The 21,809-nt window shown below is 74.4% G+C and carries 21 protein-coding genes; 14 read left to right on the forward strand and 7 right to left on the reverse strand.

Features of this window, described 5'->3' with window-relative positions:
• The first annotated feature begins 30 nt into the window (after positions 1-30).
• From ACA511_RS23165 to ACA511_RS23175, 3 genes are all read left to right on the forward strand, one after another.
• A complete protein-coding gene (locus ACA511_RS23165) occupies positions 31-495 on the forward strand; it encodes a DUF742 domain-containing protein (RefSeq protein WP_375026662.1) in 465 nt (154 codons plus the stop codon).
• A gap of 40 nt (positions 496-535) precedes the next feature.
• Entirely contained in the window at positions 536-1,135 is a 600-nt protein-coding gene (locus tag ACA511_RS23170; protein WP_375026945.1) for an ATP/GTP-binding protein, read from the forward strand.
• Positions 1,136-1,231: 96 nt separating this feature from the next.
• The gene (locus ACA511_RS23175; protein ID WP_375026946.1) at positions 1,232-1,996 is read left to right on the forward strand and encodes an SGNH/GDSL hydrolase family protein; all 765 of its coding nucleotides are present in this window, start codon (positions 1,232-1,234) and stop codon (positions 1,994-1,996) included.
• Positions 1,997-2,007: 11 nt separating this feature from the next.
• Here ACA511_RS23175 and ACA511_RS23180 read toward each other — a convergent pair whose 3' ends face one another.
• Positions 2,008-2,346: an STAS domain-containing protein gene (locus ACA511_RS23180; protein WP_375026663.1), complete on the reverse strand. Its 339-nt coding sequence runs from the start codon at positions 2,344-2,346 to the stop codon at positions 2,008-2,010.
• Between the two features lie 420 nt (positions 2,347-2,766).
• On the opposite strand from ACA511_RS23180, the gene ACA511_RS23185 reads away from it, so the two are divergent.
• On the forward strand, positions 2,767-6,348 hold the full coding sequence (locus ACA511_RS23185; protein ID WP_375026664.1) for an AAA family ATPase: 3,582 nt from the start codon (positions 2,767-2,769) through the stop codon (positions 6,346-6,348).
• Here ACA511_RS23185 and ACA511_RS23190 read toward each other — a convergent pair.
• Complete coding sequence (locus tag ACA511_RS23190) at positions 6,345-8,336, reverse strand: ABC transporter ATP-binding protein (protein WP_375026665.1); 1,992 nt, start codon at positions 8,334-8,336, stop codon at positions 6,345-6,347. The two genes, ACA511_RS23185 and ACA511_RS23190, sit on opposite strands and share 4 nt — an antisense overlap.
• 156 nt (positions 8,337-8,492) lie before the next feature.
• Between ACA511_RS23190 and ACA511_RS23195 the strand changes: the two genes are divergently transcribed.
• From ACA511_RS23195 to ACA511_RS23220, 6 genes are all read left to right on the forward strand, one after another.
• A complete protein-coding gene (locus tag ACA511_RS23195) occupies positions 8,493-9,584 on the forward strand; it encodes an LCP family protein (protein ID WP_375026666.1) in 1,092 nt (363 codons plus the stop codon).
• 22 nt (positions 9,585-9,606) lie between these two features.
• Positions 9,607-9,900 carry a hypothetical protein gene (locus tag ACA511_RS23200; RefSeq protein WP_375026667.1) on the forward strand — a complete coding sequence of 98 codons (294 nt, stop codon included), beginning with the start codon at positions 9,607-9,609 and terminating at the stop codon, positions 9,898-9,900.
• Positions 9,901-9,985: 85 nt separating this feature from the next.
• Positions 9,986-10,144, forward strand: a complete 159-nt coding sequence (locus ACA511_RS23205) for a hypothetical protein (protein ID WP_375026668.1) — start codon at positions 9,986-9,988, stop codon at positions 10,142-10,144.
• A 180-nt stretch (positions 10,145-10,324) separates the two neighbouring features.
• Positions 10,325-10,480 (forward strand): hypothetical protein, encoded by a 156-nt coding sequence (locus ACA511_RS23210; RefSeq protein ID WP_375026669.1) that lies wholly within the window; start codon positions 10,325-10,327, stop codon positions 10,478-10,480.
• A gap of 45 nt (positions 10,481-10,525) precedes the next feature.
• Entirely contained in the window at positions 10,526-11,014 is a 489-nt protein-coding gene (locus ACA511_RS23215; RefSeq protein ID WP_375026670.1) for a glutathione peroxidase, read from the forward strand.
• Positions 11,015-11,145: 131 nt separating this feature from the next.
• The gene (locus tag ACA511_RS23220; RefSeq protein ID WP_375026671.1) at positions 11,146-12,054 is read left to right on the forward strand and encodes an oxidoreductase; all 909 of its coding nucleotides are present in this window, start codon (positions 11,146-11,148) and stop codon (positions 12,052-12,054) included.
• Positions 12,055-12,066: 12 nt separating this feature from the next.
• Here the strand turns inward: ACA511_RS23220 and ACA511_RS23225 are convergent, their stop codons facing one another.
• The 5 genes from ACA511_RS23225 to ACA511_RS23245 all read right to left on the reverse strand — a co-directional run bounded on the left by ACA511_RS23225 (position 12,067) and on the right by ACA511_RS23245 (position 18,670).
• Positions 12,067-12,642, reverse strand: a complete 576-nt coding sequence (locus ACA511_RS23225; RefSeq protein WP_375026672.1) for a TetR/AcrR family transcriptional regulator — start codon at positions 12,640-12,642, stop codon at positions 12,067-12,069.
• A gap of 37 nt (positions 12,643-12,679) precedes the next feature.
• The gene (locus tag ACA511_RS23230; RefSeq protein WP_375026673.1) at positions 12,680-13,222 is read right to left on the reverse strand and encodes a methylated-DNA--[protein]-cysteine S-methyltransferase; all 543 of its coding nucleotides are present in this window, start codon (positions 13,220-13,222) and stop codon (positions 12,680-12,682) included.
• A 118-nt stretch (positions 13,223-13,340) separates the two neighbouring features.
• A complete protein-coding gene (locus tag ACA511_RS23235; RefSeq protein ID WP_375026674.1) occupies positions 13,341-15,986 on the reverse strand; it encodes a DUF6493 family protein in 2,646 nt (881 codons plus the stop codon).
• Positions 15,983-17,362, reverse strand: coding sequence for an SWIM zinc finger family protein (locus ACA511_RS23240; RefSeq protein ID WP_375026675.1), 1,380 nt, complete (start codon positions 17,360-17,362; stop codon positions 15,983-15,985). The genes ACA511_RS23235 and ACA511_RS23240 overlap by 4 nt, the downstream gene beginning before the upstream one ends.
• A 66-nt stretch (positions 17,363-17,428) precedes the next feature.
• Positions 17,429-18,670 (reverse strand): LeuA family protein, encoded by a 1,242-nt coding sequence (locus ACA511_RS23245; RefSeq protein ID WP_375026676.1) that lies wholly within the window; start codon positions 18,668-18,670, stop codon positions 17,429-17,431.
• Between the two features lie 69 nt (positions 18,671-18,739).
• On the opposite strand from ACA511_RS23245, the gene ACA511_RS23250 reads away from it, so the two are divergent.
• The 4 genes from ACA511_RS23250 (at position 18,740) to ACA511_RS23265 (ending at position 21,784) form a co-directional block, all read left to right on the forward strand.
• The gene (locus tag ACA511_RS23250; protein WP_375026677.1) at positions 18,740-19,984 is read left to right on the forward strand and encodes a citrate/2-methylcitrate synthase; all 1,245 of its coding nucleotides are present in this window, start codon (positions 18,740-18,742) and stop codon (positions 19,982-19,984) included.
• A 49-nt stretch (positions 19,985-20,033) separates the two neighbouring features.
• Positions 20,034-20,381, forward strand: coding sequence for a hypothetical protein (locus ACA511_RS23255; RefSeq protein ID WP_375026678.1), 348 nt, complete (start codon positions 20,034-20,036; stop codon positions 20,379-20,381).
• Positions 20,382-20,431: 50 nt separating this feature from the next.
• Positions 20,432-20,761 (forward strand): DUF3817 domain-containing protein, encoded by a 330-nt coding sequence (locus tag ACA511_RS23260; protein ID WP_375026679.1) that lies wholly within the window; start codon positions 20,432-20,434, stop codon positions 20,759-20,761.
• A gap of 99 nt (positions 20,762-20,860) precedes the next feature.
• Positions 20,861-21,784, forward strand: coding sequence for a GNAT family N-acetyltransferase (locus tag ACA511_RS23265; protein ID WP_375026680.1), 924 nt, complete (start codon positions 20,861-20,863; stop codon positions 21,782-21,784).
• The last annotated feature ends 25 nt before the right edge of the window (positions 21,785-21,809 follow it).

The following is a 21,809-nucleotide window of genomic DNA, read 5'->3' on the forward strand; positions in this document are numbered from 1 at the left end:
CCGTGACTGACTCTGACGGAGGTCGGCGACATGGATCGAGGCAGTCACTACGGAGGCGGACCCGGGGTTCCGGGCGGCCCCGGACGCTGGCCCGGTGACCAGGGTCGTGCACCGGTGCAGGGGCGGCCGCCCGAGCGGGAGGACAGCGACGCCAGCTCGCTGGTGCGCCCGTACGCGGTGACCGGGGGCCGGACGAAGCCGCGCTACGACCTCGCCATCGAGGCGCTGGTCACCGCGGCGCCGTATCCGCCCCGGGACGTGGCCATGCTGACCCCGGAGTACCGGGCGATCATGGATCTGTGCCGGTCCGCCCGCTCGGTGGCCGAGGTGTCCGCGCTGCTGCGCCTGCCGCTCGGTGTGGCGCGCGTGCTCGTCGCCGACATGGCCGTCGAGGGCCTGCTGCGCCTGCACCAGTCGCAGCCCGCAACCACCGCCGGCGGACAGCCGGACCTCCGCTTGCTAGAAAGGGTGCTCAGTGGCCTTCGGAAGCTCTGACCAGGTCCCGGCCCCCGGGCCGCGCGGCGGAGAGGCCGAGCTGACCTCGGTCAAGATCGTGGTCGGTGGCGGCTTCGGCGTCGGCAAGACCACGTTCGTCGGCTCCGTCTCGGAGATCATGCCGCTCACCACCGAGGCGGTGATGACCGCGGCCAGCGCCGACGTGGACGACCTGTCGGCCGTGCCGGACAAGACGACCACGACGGTCGCGATGGACTTCGGGCGCGTGTCGCTCGACAGCGAGCTGATCCTGTACCTGTTCGGCACGCCCGGGCAGCACCGGTTCTGGTTCATGTGGGACGACCTGGTCCGCGGCGCGATCGGCGCCGTCGTGCTGGTCGACACCCGCCGGCTGGAGGACTGCTTCGCCGCGGTGGACTACTTCGAGGAGCTCGGCCTGCCGTTCGTGGTGGGCGTCAACGGGTTCCACGGCGAGTTCCAGTACGCGGTGGAGGACATCCGCGACGCCCTGTCGATCAGCGCGCACGTGCCGATCGTCCAGTGCGACGCGCGCAGCCGCGAGTCGACCAAGCAGGTGCTGATCACGCTGGTCAAGCACGCGATGACGGTGCACGCGGGCGGGTCGCCCGCCGCCGCGCAGGCGCAGCAGCCCGGCACCACGTCGCCGAGCTGGACCTAGCGGGCGCTCGGTTACGGTCGCGTAGGTCGTGTGCACGATGCATGATTAATCTTCGTGATTAACCATGAATCCGTGATGGGGGTCGCGATGCGCGAAATGGGGCAGATTCGGACGTATGTGGCGCTGGGCGACAGCTTCACCGAGGGCCTGAACGACCCCTACCCGGGCGAGGACGACGTGTTCCGCGGCTGGGCCGACCGGCTCGCGGAGCACATCGCCGAGCGGAGCCCCGGCCTGCGCTACGCCAACCTGGCCGTCCGCGGCAAGCTCGTCCGCCAGATCGTGGACGACCAGGTGCCGCGCGCCGTCGGCCTCGACCCGGACCTCGTCACGCTGTGCGCCGGCGGCAACGACATGATCCGGCCGGGCGCCGACCCGGACGCGCTCGCGGTCGTGTTCGACGACGCGGTCCGCAGGCTGCGCGCCACCGGCGCCCGGGTCGTGGTCTTCACGGGGTTCGACACCCGCGGGCTGCGCTCCGGCTCCCGCATCCGCGGCAAGGCCGCGACCTACAACATGCACCTGCGCGCCATCGCCGACCACCGCGGCTGCGACGTCGTCGACCTGTGGCCGCTGCGCGCCTTCAACGACCCCCGCGCCTGGCACGAGGACCGGCTCCACCTGTCCCCGGAGGGCCACCGCCGCATGGCGCTGCTGGTCGCCGGCGTGCTCGGCGTCCCCACCGAGGGGGACTGGCGCGAGCCCTGGCCGCCGCTGGACCGCGCCGACTGGCTCACGATGCGGCGCGAGGACGTCCGGTGGGCCCGCACCTACCTCGTCCCCTGGATCGGCCGCCGCGCCGCCGGCCGCTCCTCCGGCGACGGGCGCGCCCCCAAGCGCCCGACGCCCCTCCCGCTCTAGGGCGGGTCCGCTCAGGGCGTGAGGGCCTCCTGGAGGGTGTCCACCACCGGGATGCGGCGGTGCAGGCCGGTGATCTCCAGGGTGCGGCGGACGATGGGGCGGGGACCGGCCAGGGTGAGGCTGCCGCCCGCGGCGGTCGCGGCCTTGTAGCAGGCGACGATGACCGACAGGCCGCCCGAGTCCATGAACTCCAGCCCGGCCAGGTCGAGGACGAGGTGCTCGCCGTGCTCGCGGCGCGCCTCGTTCAGGTCCCTGCGCAGGTCTTCCGTGCAGGCGATATCGAGTTCTCCGCGCAACCGGACGACGGTGCGCCCGCCGTCCGACCGCGTGGTCACTTCCAAAGGTGGCACGGGGGGATCCCCTCCTGTGAGCGCGGCGTCGGGCGGAGGACCGCCCGGCCGATGCTTTCCATGCGACAACTATCGCCGAACGCGGCCCCCCTGCCAACCCGCCGCGCGAGCCCTCCGCCAACCGGCCGCGCGAGCCCCCGCCAACCCGCCGCCCGGAGACGGAACCGACTACTGTGCCTACAGCAACCGCCACCCCAGCCTCGCGCCGACCGAAAGGCACACGTCCGTAAGCCCGGCCCGCAGCAACCTCGGCGTTGCGATCGCGTGCGAAGCCAGGTTCGAGCTTGCGAGAACCTGATCGCGCAGCGAGCCGCCAGGCGAGTCGGATGCGATGCAGCGATCGCCGCTTCGCCCGTTGGAGGAAGGGCGCTCCAGCGCCCGACCGCCGAGGGCGGAGCAATGAACAGGGAGAAGGACCCAGTGAGTGCCCCCCGGCTGCCGGACCATCTCGAAGTGCTGCTCACCGAGGAGCCCGTGCTGGACGTGTACGCGCACGGTCCCTGGCGTGTGCCGGACGGCCTCTACGAGGAGATCCGCGAGCGAGCGGTCGAGTACAACACCGACAAGCGCGCGGTCGTGCTGACGCGGCAGCTCAGTGACTTCTACGGGGACCGCACCAGCGCGGCCGGGGCCGAGCAGTGGTCCCTGCTGACGTTCCTGCTGGGGGCGTCGGCGGTCCGCGGCGGGTCGCGCGGCGACGTCGACTACGAGCTGCTGTCGGACTTCCTGGCGACGCCGGAGTCGGCGGTGCGCGACCCGGCCGCGTGGTTCACCCAGGGCGGGCGGTGGCGCCCGCCCGGCCTGTGGCTGCCGGAGCCCGCGGGCGACGACCCGGAGCGGCGCGCGGTGATGTTCGAGCTGGCGCGCGCGGGGCTGGACGTGTTCGAGGGGCTGGAGCCCGTCGAGCGGCGCCGGAGGGCGCTGATGGGGCTGTTCGACCGGCGCGCCGCCGACCCGGCGCTGCGCGAAGTCGACATGACGGTCCCGAACCGGCGGCTGGAGGACGCCTGGGCCTCCGCGCTGACGGAGGAGGAGCTGGCCGTCCTGCCGGAGCTGGCGGGCCCGGTCGCGTACCTGGGCTGGGCGTGCCAGGGCCTCGACGCCGCGCACGAGCGGCTGGCCGGGGCGGTCGCCGACGGGGACGAGCCCGATGCCGCGCTGGCGCGGCTGCTGCTGGCGGCCGAGGCGACGGTCGTCCCGGCCGAGCTGGCGGTCGTGCTCGGCACCGCCCGGTACGAGAACGTGGAGGAGCGGCTCCGCGCGGCGCGCGAGGGGTTCGCGGCGGAGGCGTGGCAGCAGGGCGTGCGCGCGTGGCTGGCGCGCGGCCTGGTCGCGGGCGAGGCCGACGCGGCCCGCGCCTGGCTGGACATGGCGGTGCGCGTCACCGGCGCGGTCCAGGGCCTGCCGGACGCCCCGGCGAGCCCGCGGTGCCGCGTCCCGGTGCGCCCGTTCCAGGCCGACCTGCGGCGGCTGTTCAGCGTCCGGCGGGTCCACAACGCGCTGGCGTTCGGCGCCGAGAAGCCCGAGCAGTCCGAGCAGTCCGAGAAGCCCGAGCGGGACGCCGGGGCGGACCGTCCCGGACGCGCCGGGGCGCCGGAGCCGGGGCTCGTCGGGCAGCCGGAGCTGTCCCGCGCGCTGCGGGACGCGGTGGCGGCGCGGCTGGCGGGGGAGCGGGCCGTCCGGCTCCTCGTCACGGGCCCGGAGGGCACCGGGAAGGGCACCGCCGCCGAGATCGCGGAGGAGCTGCTGGCCGCGCGCGGCGCCGTCCGGGAGGCGCTGTGGATCTCCGACCAGGTGTTCGCGTCGCTGGGCGTGAGCGACGCCGTCCTGTGGCTGCAGGCCCGCGTCCGCGACTGCGTGGAGGGGCGGATGCTCCTCGTCGTGGACGACCTGGAGAAGCTCGCCGCCAGCGAGCGCTGCGGAGCCGCCGCCGTGGAGGAGCTGCGCCGGCTCATGGCCCGCGCGCCGTCCCTCAACGTCGTCGCGCTGTGCCGGCCGGGCGGCGACCGGCGGCTGTTCGACGCCAACCCGGCGCTGGTGCGGGCGTTCGACGTCGCCCGCACCCGCGACTTCGCCGAGGACGACTTCGCCGAGCTGTTCACCCTGGCGGTCGCGCGGCGCGGCGCGGACGCCGCACCCGGCGTCGCGGCCGCCGCGGGCGGGCTGCTGCGCCGCACCCCGCCGCTGCGCAACCTGCGCGGCGCCCGGCTGGCCGAGCACATGGCGGGCCTGGCCGTCGCCGCCGCCCGCGCCCGCGACGCCGGCCCGGCCGAGGTCACCGCCGCGGACCTGCCGCAGCGCCTCGTCTCCGGCCGCCCCACCGGGACCGACCCGGTCGCGGAGCTGGCCGCCTGCATCGGCATCGAGCCGGTGAAGCGCGAGGTCGACGCCCTGATCGCCGAGGCCGAGGCGGCGCGGCTGCGCCGCGAGGCGGGCATGACGACGCGGGCCCGCCCCCGCCACCTCGTCTTCACCGGGAACACCGGCACGGGCAAGGGCAAGGTCGCGGGCATCCTGGGCCGGATCTACGCCGACCTCGGCGTGCTGTCGTCCGGCCACCTGGTCGAGGTGGAGCGCGCCGACCTGCTCGGCGAGTACGCCAGCGAGAGCGTCCTGCGGGTGCGGCGCGCGGTGGAGCAGGCGCACGGCGGCGTCCTGCTGGTGCGCGACGCGCACGCCCTGGTCTCGGTGTCGGCCGACGCGGCGCGCGGCCGGGAGGTGCTGGACGTCCTGCTCACCAGCGTCCAGGCGCACACCGACGACCTCGTCGTCGTGCTGACCGGCCCGCGCGCGGAGATGAACGGGCTGCTGAAGGCCCACCCCGACCTGGCCGAGTTCTTCCCCCGCACGATCGGCTTCGCCGACCTCACCGACGACGAGCTGGTGCGGGTGTTCGAGGCGAAGGCCGCCGACTCGGGGTTCGAGCTGGCCCCCGGCGTGCTGGACAAGGTCCGCGCGCTGGTCGAGGCGGCGCCGCGCGAGCGCGGGCTCGGCAACGTCCGCATCATGACGAACCTGCTCGACCGGGCCGTCGCGATGCAGGGCCGCCGCGTCCTCGCCGACGGGATCGTGGACGAGACCGAGTCCCTCGACGTGATCCTGCTGGAGGACGTCCCCGACACGCTGACCCGCGGCCGCGACGACGTGCCCGGCGACCCGCTCGCCGAGGTCGAGCGGCTGATCGGGCTCGCCGACATCAAGCGCGAGGTGGCCGCGCTCGTCGCCGAGACCCGCGCCGAGCAGCTGCGCCGCGACGCCAAGGTGTCGCCGGCGTCCCCGGCCCGGCACATGGTGTTCAGCGGCAACCCGGGCACCGCCAAGACGACGATCGCGCGGCTGATCGCGGCCGTCTACGCCCGGCTGGGGCTGCTGTCGTCCGGGCACCTGGTGGAGGTCACCCGCGCCGACCTCGTCGCCGAGTTCGTCGGGCAGACCGCCCCGCGGGTGCGGGGCGCGGTCGAGCGCGCCCTCGGCGGCGTCCTGTTCGTGGACGAGGCGTACGCGCTGTCGTCCGCGGGCGGCGACCGGCGCGACTTCGGCCACGAGGCGATCGCGGAGCTGCTGCGGCTGATGGAGGAGCACCGCGGCGACCTGGTCGTCATCGTCGCGGGCTACGACGCCGAGATGGAGCGGTTCCTGGACGCCAACCCGGGGCTGAAGTCCCGGTTCCCGAAGAAGCTGCGCTTCCCCGACTACACCGACGACGAACTCGTCACGATCTTCGAGTTCATGGCGGCGGAGGCCGGGTTCGCGCTCGCGCCCGGGGTGCTGGACGCGCTGCGCGCCCGGGTGGCGGCGCAGCCGCGCGGCTCCTCGTTCGGCAACGCCCGGCTCGTCCGCAACCTGCTGGAGGCGACGATCTCCCGGCAGGCGCAGCGCATCACCGCCGGGGACGACGAGGGCCGCGCGGTCGCCGCGGCGGAGGTGGGGCTGCTGCGGCCCGAGGACGTCCCCGACGCGCCGCCCCGGGTGCGGGACGGCGGGCACGGCCTCTACATCTAGCCCGCCTGGGCCCGGGGGCCGCCCGCCCCGTAGGCGGCGGCCTGCAGCGAGTACAGGTCGGCGTAGAGGCCGCCGCGCGCCATGAGCGCCGCGTGGTCGCCCTCCTCGGCGACCTCGCCGCGCTCCAGGACGTAGATCCGGTCGGCGTAGCGGACGCTGGCGAGCCGGTGCGTGATCAGCAGCACGGTCCGGCCGTCGGCGTGCGTCCGGATCCGCTCGAACAGCTGGTGCTCGGCCCGCGCGTCCAGGGCGGCGGTCGGCTCGTCGCAGATCAGCAGCGGCGCGTCCCGGAAGAAGCCGCGCGCCACCGCAAGCCGCTGCCACTGGCCGCCGGACAGGTCGGCGCCGCCCTTGAAGCGGCGGTCCAGCAGCGTCCCGTAGCCGCGGGCGAGCTCCCCGACGACCTCGTCGGCGCCGGAGGCGCGGGCGGCGGCGAGCATCGCCGGGTCCTCGGCGCCGCCGTCGGCGTGGTCGCGGCCGCGCCCCATCGTGATGTTCTGCCGCGCGGTCATCGGCCAGTGCGTGTACTGCTGCGCGATGACGGCGATGCGCTCCCAGACCTCCTGCGGGGGGACGGCGGCCAGCGGCACGTCGTCCCAGCGCACCTCGCCGGCGTCCGGGTCGTACAGGCCCGCCATGATCTTCGCGAGGGTCGTCTTGCCGGAGCCGTTCTCGCCGACGAGCGCGACGACCTCCCCCTTGCGCACGTCCAGCGAGACGCCCCGCAGGGACGGCGCGTCCGCGCCGGGGTAGGTGAACGCGACGTCGCGGACGCGGATGCGCGCGAAGTCGTCCGGCAGCCGCCCGCGCTCCTGCGCCGCCGGCAGGGCGCGGCGCGGGATCCGCTCCTCGGCGGCGGCGCAGAAGCCCAGGTAGTCGCCGAAGTAGAGGCCCTCCTCGTAGCACTGGTTGACCGCGAACACCAGGTTCGCCAGGGACGACTGGCCCGAGCGGATCGCCAGCACCGCGGTGCCCGCCACGGCCAGCGGCACCGCGCCCTTCCACAGCATGACCCCGAGCGCGATGTAGACGGCGGCGGTCGCGACGCCCTTCAGCACGTCGCCGGTGACGCGCGCGACCGCCTGGCGGCGCGCCAGGTCCAGTTCGACGCTCCGCTGGTGGGCGGCCGACCGGTCGTACTGGTCGAGGAGGAAGGCCCGCATGGTGAACGAGCGGACCTCGGCGGCGTGCTGCCGCTCGACCATCAGGTCCGACAGGATCCACTTCCGGCGCGCGACCTCGACCAGGGAGAGCATCGTCAGGTACTGCATCCGGGCGCTGCGGACGGACGCCCAGCCCTCGGGGACGGCGGTCAGCAGGAGCAGGGGCAGCAGCAGCGGATGCAGCACGCCCAGCGTCCCGGCCGCCGCCGCCATCCCCACGAGCCCCGTGAGGACGTCCACGGCCTGCTGGACGACCCGGGGCGCGGACATCATGCCCCGGGTCTGCGCGCGCTGCAGCTCGTCCAGGAAGTCGGAGTCGTCGAGGGCGGCCAGGTGCACGTCGGTCGCCGCCTCGTACAGCCGGAGCTCGGCGAGCCGCTGGACCTGCGGGTTCAGCCGCGCCTGGGACCAGCCCGCGCACGCCTGCAGCCCGGCCCGCAGCGCGACCGCGCCCGCGACCAGGGCCAGCGACGGCAGCGCGTCGCGGACCCGGGACGGCGTCGGCGCCGCGCTGAACAGGGCGGTGAGCACGCCGGTCGTCGCCAGCAGCCAGAACGCCGTGAAGATCCCCGCGAGGAGGTTGAGGGAGATCGTCGCGACCGTGTCGACCCGGCTGGCCCGCCAGGCCAGCCCCGCGGCCTGCGTGATCACCGCCGGCAGCCGCCGCGCCACGGTGCCGAGGCCCGTCCCGGCGAGCTCCGCGTCCTTCTCGTGCCAGCGGTGCGCGGTCAGCTCCGGGAGTTCGGGGCCCGGGTGCGCCTCCTGCCGTGGCCCGTCCCCGCCGCGGCGGCGGATCCACCTCGTGAGACGCCGTCGTCCGCCCATGCGCCATCCTCCCTGCGTACTCCCCGGCAAGGGCAGTGTGCGCCGTAAGGGGGACGGTGTCCGCTTCATGTGTCACATAGCGCGGTGATTTGTTCCAGCGGACAATCATGCGCCGGATGGACGCGCGACACCCGCCGGGTTGTCTAAGGTCTACGCATGAACGACGGACGGGCGCACCAGCACGCCGCCTACGGGCGGGAACCGTACGACCCGTACGACGACCCGTACGCGGGCGATCAGCTCGCCGGGGGGCGGATCGACCCGGGCGGCCCGCGCGGCGGGGCGCCGGTCCGGCGCCGCCGCAGGCGCCGCTGGCCGCGGGTGCTCGGGGCGATCGCGGTCGTGCTGCTGCTGCTCGTCGTGGGCGGCTACTTCTACATGGACTCGCGGCTGAAGCGGGAGTCGGTCCTGGTGGACTATCCCGGCCGGGTCGCCGACACGCCCGGGACGAACTGGCTGATCGTCGGTTCCGACAGCCGCGAGGGCCTGTCGAAGGCCGACCAGAAGCGGCTCGCCACCGGGTTCGCGGGCGGCCGCCGCACCGACTCGATGATGCTGCTGCACTACGGCTCGGGCGGGACGTCGCTCATCAGCCTGCCGCGCGACTCCTACGTCCCGATCCCGGGGCGCGGATCGAACAAGCTGAACGCGGCGTTCGCGTTCGGCGGCCCCAAGCTGCTCGTGCAGACCGTCGAGAAGGCCACCGGCGTCCACGTCGACCACTACGCCGAGATCGGCTTCGGCGGCTTCGTCGGCGTCGTGGACTCCGTCGGCGGCGTGGACATCTGCGTCAAGGAGAACATCAAGGACGTCAAGGCGGGGCTCGACCTCAAGGCCGGCTGCCAGACGCTGGACGGCGGCCAGGCGCTCGGCTACGTGCGGACCCGCAAGTACGCCCGCGCCGACCTCGAGCGCGTCGAGCACCAGCGCCAGTTCTTCGCCGCGCTGATGAAGAAGGCGACGAGCCCGGGGACGATGCTCAACCCGTTCCGCAGCATCCCGCTCGGCATGAACGCGACCAGCAACTTCCTGGTCGACGAGAACGACCACCTGTACGACCTGGTCCGCATGATGTGGGCGATGAAGGGCGTGAGCGGCGGCGGGGGCGTGACGACGACCGTCCCGATCGGGGGCAGCGGAAGCTCCGCCGTCGGGTCGTACATCACGTGGGACCGGGCGAAGGCGTCCAAGCTCTTCGGCGCGCTCAAGGAGGACCGGCCGATCCCGCAGGACGTCATCACCAAGTGACCCGCCCGGTTACAGTCGGACCATGTCCGATGTGACGCCAGACGGCGCGAAGCTGGACGAGCTGACCTCCAAGGAGCTGCACGAGCGGGCCATGGACCTCGCCCGGGAGCGGCGGGACGCCCGCTTCCTGTGGAAGCTGCTGCGCGCGATCCCGGCCGCGGCGGCCGCCACCGGGGAGGTCGACCGCGCCGAGTTCGACATCTTCCACGGCCTGTCGCTGCTGGAGGAGTTCACCCACGCGGGCGAGGGCGAGGTCGGGGACGCGCTCAGGCCCCTGTACATCGAGTACATCGCCGCCCACGCCAACGGGACCTGACCGTCTCTTTGCCCCCTCTTGATCTCCGTCAGCCCCCCTCTGGGCACTACTCTGGGTGAGTTAGCGACCGCAGAGGGTGGTTGAAGTGAACAAGAAGCATATGAAGATCGCCACAATCGCCTTTTTGGCGTGGTACGTCATCAGCAGGCCCGAAGGAGCGGCGAGTCTGGTCAACAACGCCCTGAGCGGGCTCGGCAGCGCGGCGGAGTCGTTGTCGCAGTTCATGAGCGCGATCCCGAACTGACGGACGGCTCCGTGGCCCCGTACCCCCGGCGGTGCGGGGCTTCTACGCGTCTCCGGCGGGCGGGGCCACCAAGCGGTGGCCGCCGCGTCACAGTAAAATCCCGCTTTGCGGGCAGACGCGGCTGGGCACAATTGGATCGGGTCAATTGTGTCGCGCGCTACAACCAGGGACGGCGTACGGATGAAGAAGAACCTCCGCTATGTGGCGATCGCCTTCGTCATCTTCTACTTGCTCAGCTCACCGACGGACGCGGCCGGGGTGGTCAACAACGCTTTCGACCAGCTCGGCAACGCGGGCAACCAGCTCGCGGCCTTCGTGAACGCCTTGGGCTCGTAGGCGGGCGGCGGCCGATCGCGGGAGCGATCTCCTAAGATCGGCCTCATGTCTGTCTTCGACGTAGGTATCGACGGTCTGCGAGGCGGCTCCGCCGACCTCGCGCAGTACCGGGGCACAGCCGTGCTCATCGTCAACGTCGCCTCCAAGTGCGGCCTCACCCCGCAGTACTCCGGCCTGGAGCGGCTGCAGGAGCGGTACGCGGGGCGCGGCTTCACCGTCCTCGGCGTCCCGTGCAACCAGTTCATGGGCCAGGAGCCCGGCACCGCCGACGAGATCGCCGAGTTCTGCTCGGCGACGTACGGCGTCACGTTCCCGATGACCGAGAAGATCGAGGTCAACGGGGACGGCCGGCACCCGCTGTACCAGGGCCTCGTCGGCACGCCCGACGCCGAGGGGCACACCGGCGACATCCGGTGGAACTTCGAGAAGTTCCTGATCGCCCCGGACGGCGCGGTCGCGGCGCGCTTCGCGCCGCAGGCCGAGCCCGAGTCGGCCGAGGTCGTCGCGGCCATCGAGAAGAACCTGCCCGGCTGAGCCGGGGGCGCGCCCTCCGCGTCCCGGAGGGCCCGCCCGCCCGGTGTGAACCGCGCCACATCGCGAACCCGTTGCCCTCTATTCGAGGACGCGTCTAACTTGTGAGGTCGCGATATGACGTGGAGGTTCCCATGCGCGGATGGACGGCGGACGACATCCCCGGCCTGAGCGGCCGGCGGGCGATCGTGACCGGGGCCAACAGCGGCATCGGCTACCACACCGCGCTCCAGCTCGCGCGGCACGGCGCGTCCGTCGTGCTGGCGTGCCGCAGCGCCGAGCGCGGCCAGGCCGCCTTCGACCGGATGCGGAAGGCCGCGCCGGGCGCCGACATCGCGCTCGGCGCGCTGGACCTCGCCGACCTGTCGTCCGTCCGGACGTTCGCGGCCCGGCACGGCGACGGGCCCCTCGACGTCCTGGTCAACAACGCGGGCGTCATGGCGCTGCCGCGGCGCTCCACCGCCGACGGCTTCGAGATGCAGTTCGGCACCAACCACCTCGGCCACTTCGCGCTCACCGGCCTGCTGGCGCCCGCGCTGCGCGCCGCGTCCGCCCGCGTCGTCACGGTGACGTCGGGTTTCGCCTGGTCGGGCCGGCTGGACTTCGACGACCTCCAGGGCGAGCGCCGCTACCGCAAGTGGTCCGCCTACGCCCAGGCCAAGCTCGCGAACCTGGTCTTCGCCAAGGAGCTGGACCGGCGCGTCCCCGAGCTGACCAGCGTCGCCGCCCACCCCGGCTTCGCGGCGACGAACCTCCAGCAGGCCGGCCCGAAGATGCAGGGCAACACGTTCATGGACAGGGCCGCGGGCATCGGCAACGCCCTGATGGCGCAGTCCGCCGCGGCGGGGGCGCTGCCGTCCCTGTACGCCGCGACGGCGGACGTCGAGGGCGGCGCCTGCTACGGCCCCCGGCTGCTCCAGTACCGGGGCGCGCCCGTCAAGGTGGCCACGCCTCCGCAGGCCGGGCGCCCCGGCCTGGGGGAGCGCCTCTGGGACGTCTCCGAAACCCTCACGGGCGTCACCTTCGCGCCCGCCCCGGCCTAGCCGGGCCCCGGCTCAGCCCAGGCCCCGGATCGCCTGCGCCAGCGTCGCCTCGACGACGGCCTCGGCGCCGGACGGCCTGCGCTGCGCCAGCTCGGCGGCGGCGTCGACCAGCGCCTGGATCAGCTCGGCGCGCAGCTCGGCCTCGGCGACGCCGCCGGCCTCCAGCGCGGCGACGAGCGGGCGGAGCAGCTGCGCGTGCCCCGCCCGGATGCGGTCGACGGCCGGTTCGGCGAGGGCGTGCTCGACCAGCGCGACGGCGGCGGCGTGCCGTCCGTCCGTCATGACCTCCAGCTGGCACCGGATGTAGGCCGCGACCTTGCCGTCCAGGCCCTCGGCCCCGGCCAGCGCCTCCTCGACGAGGGACGCCCACCGGGGCAGCTCCTCCTCGACGATCGCCGCGACGAGGTCGTCCTTCGACCGGAAGTACTCGTACAGGCCCGGCCGCGACAGCCCGACCCGCCGGGCCAGCGCCGCCAGCGACAGCGCCTCGATGCCCTCCTCGGCCACGAGCGCCCGCGCGCCGTCCAGCAGGTTCCGCAGCTGCCGGGCCCGGTGCTCCGCGACGGTCGCCGCACTGATCTTCGGCACCCGCCCATTCTAGGTTCCCGACCCCTCGTAGGTAAGCTCACGGGGCGCGGGTGATGTCCCAGTCGAGGGTCGCGGGGACGGCGCCCTCCAGGGTGAGGAGCCAGCGCTTGATCTCGACGCCCGAGCCGCCGCTGTAGCCGCCGAGGCCGTTCGAGGCGACGACGCGGTGGCAGGGGACGATCAGCGGGATCGGGTTGCTGCCCATGATCTGGCCGATGACCTGGGCGTGGACGCCCGTGCCGCTGCGGCCCCCCAGCTCGCCGTAGGTGACGACCCTCCCGTACCGGACGGACTCGTGCAGCGTCGTGAGGACCTGCCGCTGGGCGTCGGACGTGAGGCGCCAGTCGATCGGCACGCCGAAGTCCTTCAGGTCGCCGGCGAAGTAGCCGCGGAGGGCCGAGAGCGCGGGGGCCACGCGGTCGGGCGCCTCCACCACGGGCAGGCCGGCGGCCTTGGCGGTGCGGGCGCGGGCGGCGGGGGTGTCGCGGAAGTCGACCGAGACGACTCCCGTCTCGGTCCCGGCGACGAGCAGGCGGCCGAGCACGGTGTCGACCGCGCCGAACGCGAGGGTTTCGGTCATGGTGCGGCGCTCCTTCCGGTGTGTCCAGCGTCCCATGCGGGACCGGCGTCTTCTTCGGTGCCGTCTTCTTTGGTGTCCTCTTCGTCGGTGTCCTCTTCGTCAACACCGATGCGCGCTCTCACGTTGCGAGGGTGCGGTGCAGGCGGGCGGACTCCTGGACGAGCCGGCTGGAGCCGCCGCGCGCCGCCACGTCCGCGACCTCCGGGATGGCGCCCCGGGCGCCGGTGAGCTCGGCCAGGCGGGCGGCCAGCGTGATCAGGGAGGGTAGGCCGGCGGGGGCGCGCTCGCCCGGCGCGGGCAGCAGGTGGGGGAGGGCGGTGGCGAGGATCGTCCAGACGCCGGCGTGGGCGCCCGCGTCGGCGGCGCCCGTGAGGGCCTTGACGGTGCGGGGCAGCGGGACGCGGCCCAGCGCGCAGAGCCTGCCGAGGGCGGCGCCCGTCTCGGCCGCGGGGAGGGCGTCCCGGGCGCCGAGCGTCAGCAGGGCCTCGGCGGCGTGCGCCCGCTCGTCCCGGTCCTCGTCGGCCAGAGTGAGGGCGAGGAGCGTCCCGGTGGCGGCGCCCGCGGGACCGTCCGCCTCGGCCAGCGCAAGCATGACGACCCCCAGGTTCCAGCCGTAGTAGCCCGTCCCGGCCGCGTACGGGACGAGATGGGCGGCGACGATCTCGCGGTGGGACGGCAGGACGGACGGCCAGAAGCCGGGGCCCCGGTAGGAGCTCCACGTCCCCTGGAGAGCCGCGCGGTCCTTCTCCGGGAACGCGCAGAGGTGGGCGATGTCGGAGTCGCCGGGCATGTCCACCGTGGTGTGGACGCGGACCTTCCGGTCGCCGCCGGTCGCGCCCGCCGGCGGGCCGAGGACCGCGCAGGTCACGGCGGGGTCGGCGAGCCCGCCCCCGGCGAGCCAGGCCGCGACCGTCCGCCCCGCCTCGGACGCCAGGCCCTTCGCGCGCGCCGCGGCCGCCGCGTCGGCCTCGCGCGGCACGCGGAGCATCGCCTGCACGAGCTCCGCCCGCCCCGGCTCGGCGCCCGCCCGCTCCAGGCGCGCGAGGCGGTCGACCAGGACACCGGGGTCGACGTGGCCGCTCGCCTCGGTCGGGGTCGCGAGGAGGACGGGCACGTTCCCGACGGCGGACGCGATCTCGTGCAGCCGCCAGGCGAGGAACCGGTCCATGCGCGGCCCGGGGGCAGCCCCGAACCGGTGGGACCGTCCACGCAGGAGGGCGCCGAGCGCCTCCGGCAGGCTGCGCCGCGCCTTCGGGAGCAGGAGGCTCCGCACCGGGAACTGGATCCAGCTCTCCCGGAGGTGGCGCCGCATGTACCCGTAGTCGTCGAGGCGCGTTATCCAGGGCGCGTAGTCGTCGGCGTGCTTCCGGAGGGCCTCGCGGGCGCCGTCCGGGTCGCGGTGGGAGAACTCGACGAGCGCCGCGAGGAAGCGCTCGGTCGCGGGCCACTCCGCCTCGGAGCGCAGCAGCACCGCGAACTCGTCCGCCAGTTCGGCGAGGGAGCCGATGGGCGCGGGCATCTCGCGGGGGACGAAGGGCGGCGGGCCCATCGGCGGCTCGGGCTCTGCGGCGGGCTCGACCGCCCCGAACGCCTCCGCGATCGTCGCGCGCGGTTCCGCGGGCAGGGCGCCTGCGGCGTCCCGGACCTCCTGCCGGACGGCGTCGCCCACCTGGGCGGCGTGCCTGGCCGCGATCTTCACGGCGCGTTCCCGCAGGTCGACCGCATCGGAGCCGAAGACCGCGGTGAGGGCGCGCACCGTGGCGTCGGCCCGGCCGCGTTTGCGTGCCGTCCGGTCGAGCCAGGTGAGCGCGGCCCGGACGAGCTTCTTCTCCGGCCGGAACAGCACCGCGTCGGCGGCCTCGGCGAAGAGCGCCGCGTTGAGGCGTCCGAGGTCGTCGGCGCGGCGCAGCCGCCGCAGCGCGAGCTCCGCCACGGCCGGCGGTGCGGCCGGCAGCAGCCGGACGTAGTCGCGCACGCGCGCGGCCGTCTCGTCGTCGGTGGGCTCCAGCGCGTCGTGGAGCTGGACGAACCAGCGGAGGGTGTGCGGGGTGCCGCCGCGCAGGAATCGGCTGACGCACCCGTCCAGGAGGGTCGCGCGTTCGATCCGCCCCGCCCGGGCCAAGGCGGACAGGGAACTGGCCCAGGTGCTCTTACGGGTCTTGTCCCATCGCATCCATGCCGCGTCGTTGGCGAGGGCGGCGCCGACGCCGTCCGCCTCGAAGAGCTTGGGGACGAGCGCGTCGAGGAACGGGTCCTCGCCGAGCGCCTCGGCCCGGACGTCGCTCCCCAGCCAGCCGACCACGAAACCGTCCGAGACCGGGGGAGCGGCGCCCGCCGCCTTGGCGAGCGCCGCCGCGGTGTGCCAGAGCATCCCGTCGACGTCCGAGACGCGGATGCGGTCGGCGACCCTGTGCGCGACCTCGGCGCGCCACTCGTCCGTCCGGTCGGCGGTGACCGCGGTGAGCGCCTCGCGGAGAGCCGCGTAGCCGTCGGAGCCCCACCACGGCCGCAGGTCCCGGTGGCACAGCCACGAGGCCGCGGCCGCGGGACCGCCGATCGTGCCCGCACCGGCCACGAGGAGGGACTCGCGCACCACCTCGGCCAACGACCCGTGCGCCGTCGCGGCGCGCATCGCCTTCAGCCGGCCGGGCAGTTCGCCTGCGAAGGCGCGCCGTTCGGCGGCGTCCAGGACGAGGACCAGGCGCACCGTCCGCGCCGAATCGCCGGTCTCGACCGCCTCGCCGAGCTCGTCCCGTGCGGTCATCGGCCGGCCTCGGCGATCTGCTCGGCGTCGCGGCGGACGATGCGGGCGGCGAGGACGTGCTTGCACGGCCCGCGCTCGCCGCGATGGTCGAACCACCACGGGCACGTGCAGGTGACGCGGTCGCCGTCGAAGCGGACCTTCCGCTCACCGCCGCCGCTCAGCACGACCGCCGTGTCGCCGGACGTGAACCGGACGGCGCCGTCCTCGACGAGTGCGCGAGCCGACCGCAGCCGCGGGTTGAGGGCGGCCACGCGCGCCGGGTCGTAGGGCAGCTCGCGGTGGAAGAACGCGGCCTCGGCGGTGTCGAACCCCACGCGTCCGGACGTGCCGAGCTGGGTCAGCGCCGCCTTCGTCCTGGCCGGGGTGAGGCCGGAGCGCTCGGCGAGCAGGTCGGGTTCCACACGCGGTTCGAACGACAGCAGCGCGCCCAGGAGATCGGCGTCCCCCGCGGCCTCGTCGGTGGAGACGTCCTCCAGGACAGCGCCCTCGCCGGAGAAGCCGCGCGAGTGCTGCGGGGAAAGGGTGAGGACGTACCGCATGCCGGGCATTTCAAGCTCCCAGACGCTCGACACCGGGCCGCCGCCGTCGGGGACGGGCGGCCCGTAGACCCGCACGGCGCGGGCGAAGCGCAGCAGAGGGAGCATCGTGCGCAGGCGGTCGGGCCCTGCCAGGCACACCGCCCCAGGGACCGGACGGGACGAGACGCGCAGCGTCCGCCCGGCGGGCACCGCCCACAGCGCCTCCCGCGCGCGCTTGGGCAGCGACCGGAGGAACCGCACCGCGTCGGGGCCTTTCAGCTCGCCGCGCAGATCGAACCCGGCCGTGATGACCTGGACCTCGGCGAACCCCCGGAGCCACCGGTCGGGCAGGGGCACCTTCTTCTCCACGACCGCGCCGTCCATGGTGGTCACGGCCAGTTCCTCGGCGCCGACCGCCAGATGCAGCGGATCGGACCCGCCCACACGGGCGAGGGCTTCGCGCAGGGGGCCGTTGACGTCCACGTTGGTCGTGCCGCGTTCGTGGACCTCGCCGTCCAGTGCGGGCTCCAGCACGTCCAGCCTGGCGTAGACGCCGCCGCACGCGGAGAACGACTCCATCCGGATCCGGTCGCCGTTGCACGTGACGACCGGATCGCGGAAGGACGTCGGGCGCGGCTGGAAGTACCGGGTCTGCGCGACGTCGGCCAAGGCGAGCAGGCCCGCCGCGGCCGGCGCCGCCTGGGTGAGCACGCCGCTGAAGAAGCGCGGGTGCGCCTGCGGCCCGCTGGTGGTCGTCCCGCCGGACGTCGACAGGCCGAGGAGGCCCGCGTCCAGCCCGGACGGCCGCGTGTACGTGTACGCCTGTGCGGCCCCTGCCGCAACCGTGCTGCTCGCCATGCCCGAGAACGTAGAGGCGGCCCCCGACAAATCAGGCCGGAATCCTGCGATCGGTCGATCGGTCGATCAGTCGGTCTGGCCGGGGAAGAGCAGCGCCAGCTCCCGGGGGTGGGCGCCGATCAGGCGGAGCTCGTCGTCGGTCAGCGGCCGGCCCGTCTGGGCGTTGCACAGCTGGACGAGCTTGAACGCGAGGTCCGCGTCCACCGGCTCGATGCCGAGTCCGTCCATGACGTGCGTGAAGCCGGCCTTGCCGCCGTACTCGCCGGTGAGGACGACGCGTCCGGGACGGGTGTGCCAGTCGTCCGGGAACGGGCCGAGGGTCTCCTCGTCGTACAGCTCGTAGTTGCCGTGGTCCTTGAGCGCGCCGTCCGCGTGGATGCCGGACTCGTGGGCGAACGCGTTCCGCCCTACGCCGACCTGGTTGTAGGGGAGCGGCTGGCCGAACGCGTAGCTCGCCCACAGCGCGAATCGCCGCGCCCACGAGAGGTCGATCGGATCGCCGATCTCGGCGCCGCGCTCTTGCAGCCCGAACCCGTGCTCGAACGCGAGGATGGTCGACAGCAGGTCGGCGTTGCCCGACCGCTCGCCGATCCCGTTCACGCACGTGTTGATCCAGGCGTCCTGGCCCGCGTCCAGGTCGCCGAGGGCGCCGCTGATGGAGTTGGCCACGGCCAAGCCGAGGTCGTTGTGGCAGTGGGTCTCGACGGGCATCCCCACGGCGGACGCCAGTTCGGCGAAGCGCACCCTGATCCGGTCGGGGGTGTCGCCTCCGATGGTGTCGCAGTACCGGACGCGGTCGGCGCCGGCCTCCTTCGCGGCCAGGGCGAACTCCTTCAGGAAGCCGTCGTCGGTGCGCGAGCCGTCCTCGGCGTTGACCCCGACGGTCTCCGCCCCGCCCGCCCTGGCGGCGCGGACGGCCGCGACCATCTCGCGGATGATCGCGTCCCGGTCCAGCCTGCCCCGGAACTTGTTCGCGATCATGTAGTCGGACGTGGAGATCGACAGGTTGTAGTGCGCGAGCCCGGCGCCTCCGGCCCGCACCCGGACGGCCTTCTCCACGTCCTGCGCGACGCCCCGGCACCAGCCGGACAGCCGCAGGCCGCCGAACGCCCCCGCCTCCGCCAGCGCGATCTGCGCCCGCACGTACGGGACCTCGTGGAACAGGAAGGGGAAGCCGATCTCCGACTGCGCCGCGCCGAGCCGGCCCAGGTAGAAGTTGACCATCGTCTTGCCGAACTTGGACAGCCCGGTGCGGGCCGTCTGGACGCCGTCGCGGTTCGTCACGTCCAGGAAGTGAATCTTGGGCATGTCCTTCAGATTGACACCATCATCTACATGTATCAATATTGACCATAATCAATATGCAGGGCGGGAGCGATGGAGAACGAGCAGGCCGGCGGGTGGATCGACGCGAAGGCCGCCGCGGAGAGGCTCGGTGTGAAGCCCGCCACGCTGTACGCGTACGTGAGCCGCGGCGTGCTGCGCCGCCGGCACGCGCCGGACGGGCGCCGCAGCCTCTTCGACGCCGCGCAGGTGGAGGAGCTGGCCCGGCGCGGGAGGCCGCGCCGCCCGCCCGGACCGGGCGAGCCGGCGATCGAGTCGGCGATCACCGCGCTCGGCGCCGACCGCCCCTACTACCGGGGCCGCGATGTCCTGGCGATGGCGGAGTCCCGGACGTTCGAGGACGTCGCCGCCTGGCTCTGGACCGGCGACGACGACGCCGCCGGCGCCGCCGGACCCTGGCGGGCCCGGGAGGACGGCGTCGCGGCGGCCGCCGCCGCCCAGTCGGGCCTGCCCGCCGGCCTCCTCCCGCTCGACCGGCTCCAGCTGATCGCCGCCGCGCTCGCCGCCACCGACCCGCTGCGCCACCACCTCGACCCCGAGGGCGTCGCCGCGACCGGGCGGACGCTGATCGCCGGCCTCGTCGAGGCGCTGCCCCCGGCGGGCGGGCACCCGGCGGCGGGCGGGCGTCCGGGCGCGGGCGGGATCGCCGAGCGGCTCTGGAGCCGCCTGTGCCCGCACCCGCCCGAGCCGGGCGGCGGCCTGCTGCGCGCCTTCGAGGGCGCCATGGTCCTGCTGGCCGACCACGAACTCGCCGCGTCCACGGTCGCGGCGCGGGTCGCCGCGTCCGTGCGCGCCGATCCGTACGCGGTCGTCGCGTCCGGGCTCGGCGTGCTGAGCGGCCCGCTGCACGGCGGCGCGTCCTACGGCGCGGAGCGGCTGATCGCCGAGGTCGCCGGCGCCGCGCCGGCGTCCCGGGTGATCGGGGAGCGGCTGCGCGCCGGCGAGCGCGTCCCCGGGCTCGGGCACGGGGTCTACAAGTCGGGCGACGCCCGCTTCACCCTGCTGATGGACCTCGTCCGGTCCGCCGCGCCGGGGCACGAGCGGCTCGCCGCAGCGGACGCCCTCCTGGACGAGGCCGCGCGGCGCCGCCTGCCCGCGCCCAACGTCGACTTCGCGCTGGCGGCGCTGGGCGCGGTCGCGGGTCTCGTCCCGGGCGCCGGGGAGGCCGTCTTCGCCGTCGCGCGCACCGCCGGGTGGCTCGCGCACGCGCTGGAGGAGTACGGCCGGCGCGGTCCGCTGCGTCCCCGCGCGGTCTACGTCGGCCCCCCGCCCCCGTGAGGACGGGGTCGGGGCGGCGCCGCGCGGAACCGGGGGTAGGCTCGTTGACGTGCGACGGTTCCTCACCCCCGGCTGGCTCGGCCTCCACGCGCTCGCGGTCGTCCTGTGCGGCGCGTTCATCGGGTTCGGCTGGTGGCAGTTCGACCGCGCCCAGTCCGGCAACGACCGCAGCTGGGCCTACACGTTCGAATGGCCGATCTTCGCGATCTTCGTGATCGTGATGTGGGTCAAGATGATCCGGGACGAGCGGGCCGGGGTCCAGCCCGCGCCGAAGGTGATCGAGGAGCCCGCGGCGGCCAAGGTCAAGCGGGAGATCATCAAGCGCCAGGAGGAAGAGGACCCCGCCCTCGCGGCGTACAACCGCTACCTCGCCCGGCTCAACTCGCAGGGGCGCTGACCCCTCGTGCGGGCTGCCGCACGGCCCGCTCAACGAAAGGTGTGCTCCCTGTGGAAGGCGCGGTCACCAGGTACCGGATCCTGGCACTGATCGTCGGCACCCTGCTGGTGCTGCTGGCGATCGGCATGGTCCTCAAGTACGGGCCGACCGACATGCCGGAGATGGCGGGCATCGTGTCGCCCGTCCACGGCCTCTTCTACATGGTCTACGTGGCGCTGGCCTTCGACCTGTGGCGGCGCACGGGCTGGCCGATCAGCAGGATGGTGCTGATCGTGCTCGGCGGTGTCGTGCCGCTGATGACCTTCTTCGTGGAGCGCAAGGTCGTCCGCGAGGCGCGGGCGCTGCCGGCGGCCAAGACCGAGGCCGAAGCGCGCGTCTGACCCTGCCTCACCCCCCGCACCGATCCGCCGCCGGGGCTGGCGCCCCGCGTCCTCTCCGGCGTAACGTTTGACTCAGTCAAACGTATGGAGGGTCGCGGCATGGAGGTGACCGAGGAGGACGTCGGCACGGTCCGCGCGTTCAACCGCTTCTACACCGGCGTCATGGGCGTGCTCGGCGAGGGGCTCGTCCGGTCGCCCTACTCGCTGACCGAGGCGCGGGTGATCTTCGAGCTGGCGCAGCGCGAGGACACCGAGGTCCTCGTCCTGCGCCGCGCGCTCGACCTCGACCCGGGCTACCTCAGCCGGATGCTGGCCCGCTTCGAGACCGACGGCCTCGTGGCGCGCGAACGCGCCGCCGGCGACGCCCGCCGCCAGATCGTCCGGCTCACGCCGCGGGGCCGCGAGGTGTTCGCCATGCTGGACGAGCGGACCGTCGCCGAGATCCGCGGGCTGCTGGGCGGCCTGGCCGCCGATGAGCGGCGCCGCCTGCTCGCCGCGATGCGCACCGTCCACGGCGTCCTCGGCGACCGCCCGCGCCCGGACGGCTTCGTCCTGCGCCCGCTGCGCCCGGGGGACCTCGGCTGGGTGGTCGAGCGCAACGGCGCCCTCTACGACGCGGAATGCGGCTGGGACCGGACCTACGAGGCCCTCGTCGCGTCCGTCGTCGCCGACTACGTGCGCGACCACGACCCGGAGCGGGAGAACGCGTGGATCGCCGAGTCCGGCGGGGCCCGCGTGGGCGGCGTGTTCTGCGTCCGGCGCACGGCGGACGTCGCGCAGCTCCGGCTGCTGCACGTCGAGCCGGACGCCCGCGGCCTCGGCGTCGGCGCGGCGCTCGTCGGCGAGTGCGTCCGCTTCGTCGCCGGGGCCGGCTACGCGGAGATCATGCTGTGGACGACGGCGCTGCAGCGTCCCGCGCACCGCCTCTACGAGCGGGCCGGGTTCGTCCTGGAAGAGGAGGAGCCCCCGGTGGAGCGCTTCGGGGACGTCGTCCACGGGCAGGTCTGGCGCAGGACACTGTGAACCGGGGCCCGTGGGGGGTGTCGCG

It is taken from the genome of Actinomadura sp. GTD37 (assembly GCF_041951365.1).
Lineage (GTDB): Bacteria > Actinomycetota > Actinomycetes > Streptosporangiales > Streptosporangiaceae > Spirillospora.

Coding starts and splice junctions, on each gene's coding strand:
- ACA511_RS23165 (WP_375026662.1), top strand. CDS start 31: ATGGATCGAGGCAGTCACTACGGAGGCGGACCCGGGGTTCCGGGCGGC.
- ACA511_RS23175 (WP_375026946.1), top strand. CDS start 1,232: ATGGGGCAGATTCGGACGTATGTGGCGCTGGGCGACAGCTTCACCGAG.
- ACA511_RS23190 (WP_375026665.1), bottom strand. CDS start 8,336: ATGGGCGGACGACGGCGTCTCACGAGGTGGATCCGCCGCCGCGGCGGG.
- ACA511_RS23195 (WP_375026666.1), top strand. CDS start 8,493: ATGAACGACGGACGGGCGCACCAGCACGCCGCCTACGGGCGGGAACCG.
- ACA511_RS23200 (WP_375026667.1), top strand. CDS start 9,607: ATGTCCGATGTGACGCCAGACGGCGCGAAGCTGGACGAGCTGACCTCC.
- ACA511_RS23210 (WP_375026669.1), top strand. CDS start 10,325: ATGAAGAAGAACCTCCGCTATGTGGCGATCGCCTTCGTCATCTTCTAC.
- ACA511_RS23215 (WP_375026670.1), top strand. CDS start 10,526: ATGTCTGTCTTCGACGTAGGTATCGACGGTCTGCGAGGCGGCTCCGCC.
- ACA511_RS23220 (WP_375026671.1), top strand. CDS start 11,146: ATGCGCGGATGGACGGCGGACGACATCCCCGGCCTGAGCGGCCGGCGG.
- ACA511_RS23230 (WP_375026673.1), bottom strand. CDS start 13,222: ATGACCGAAACCCTCGCGTTCGGCGCGGTCGACACCGTGCTCGGCCGC.
- ACA511_RS23235 (WP_375026674.1), bottom strand. CDS start 15,986: ATGACCGCACGGGACGAGCTCGGCGAGGCGGTCGAGACCGGCGATTCG.
- ACA511_RS23240 (WP_375026675.1), bottom strand. CDS start 17,362: ATGGCGAGCAGCACGGTTGCGGCAGGGGCCGCACAGGCGTACACGTAC.
- ACA511_RS23245 (WP_375026676.1), bottom strand. CDS start 18,670: ATGCCCAAGATTCACTTCCTGGACGTGACGAACCGCGACGGCGTCCAG.
- ACA511_RS23250 (WP_375026677.1), top strand. CDS start 18,740: ATGGAGAACGAGCAGGCCGGCGGGTGGATCGACGCGAAGGCCGCCGCG.
- ACA511_RS23265 (WP_375026680.1), top strand. CDS start 20,861: ATGGAGGTGACCGAGGAGGACGTCGGCACGGTCCGCGCGTTCAACCGC.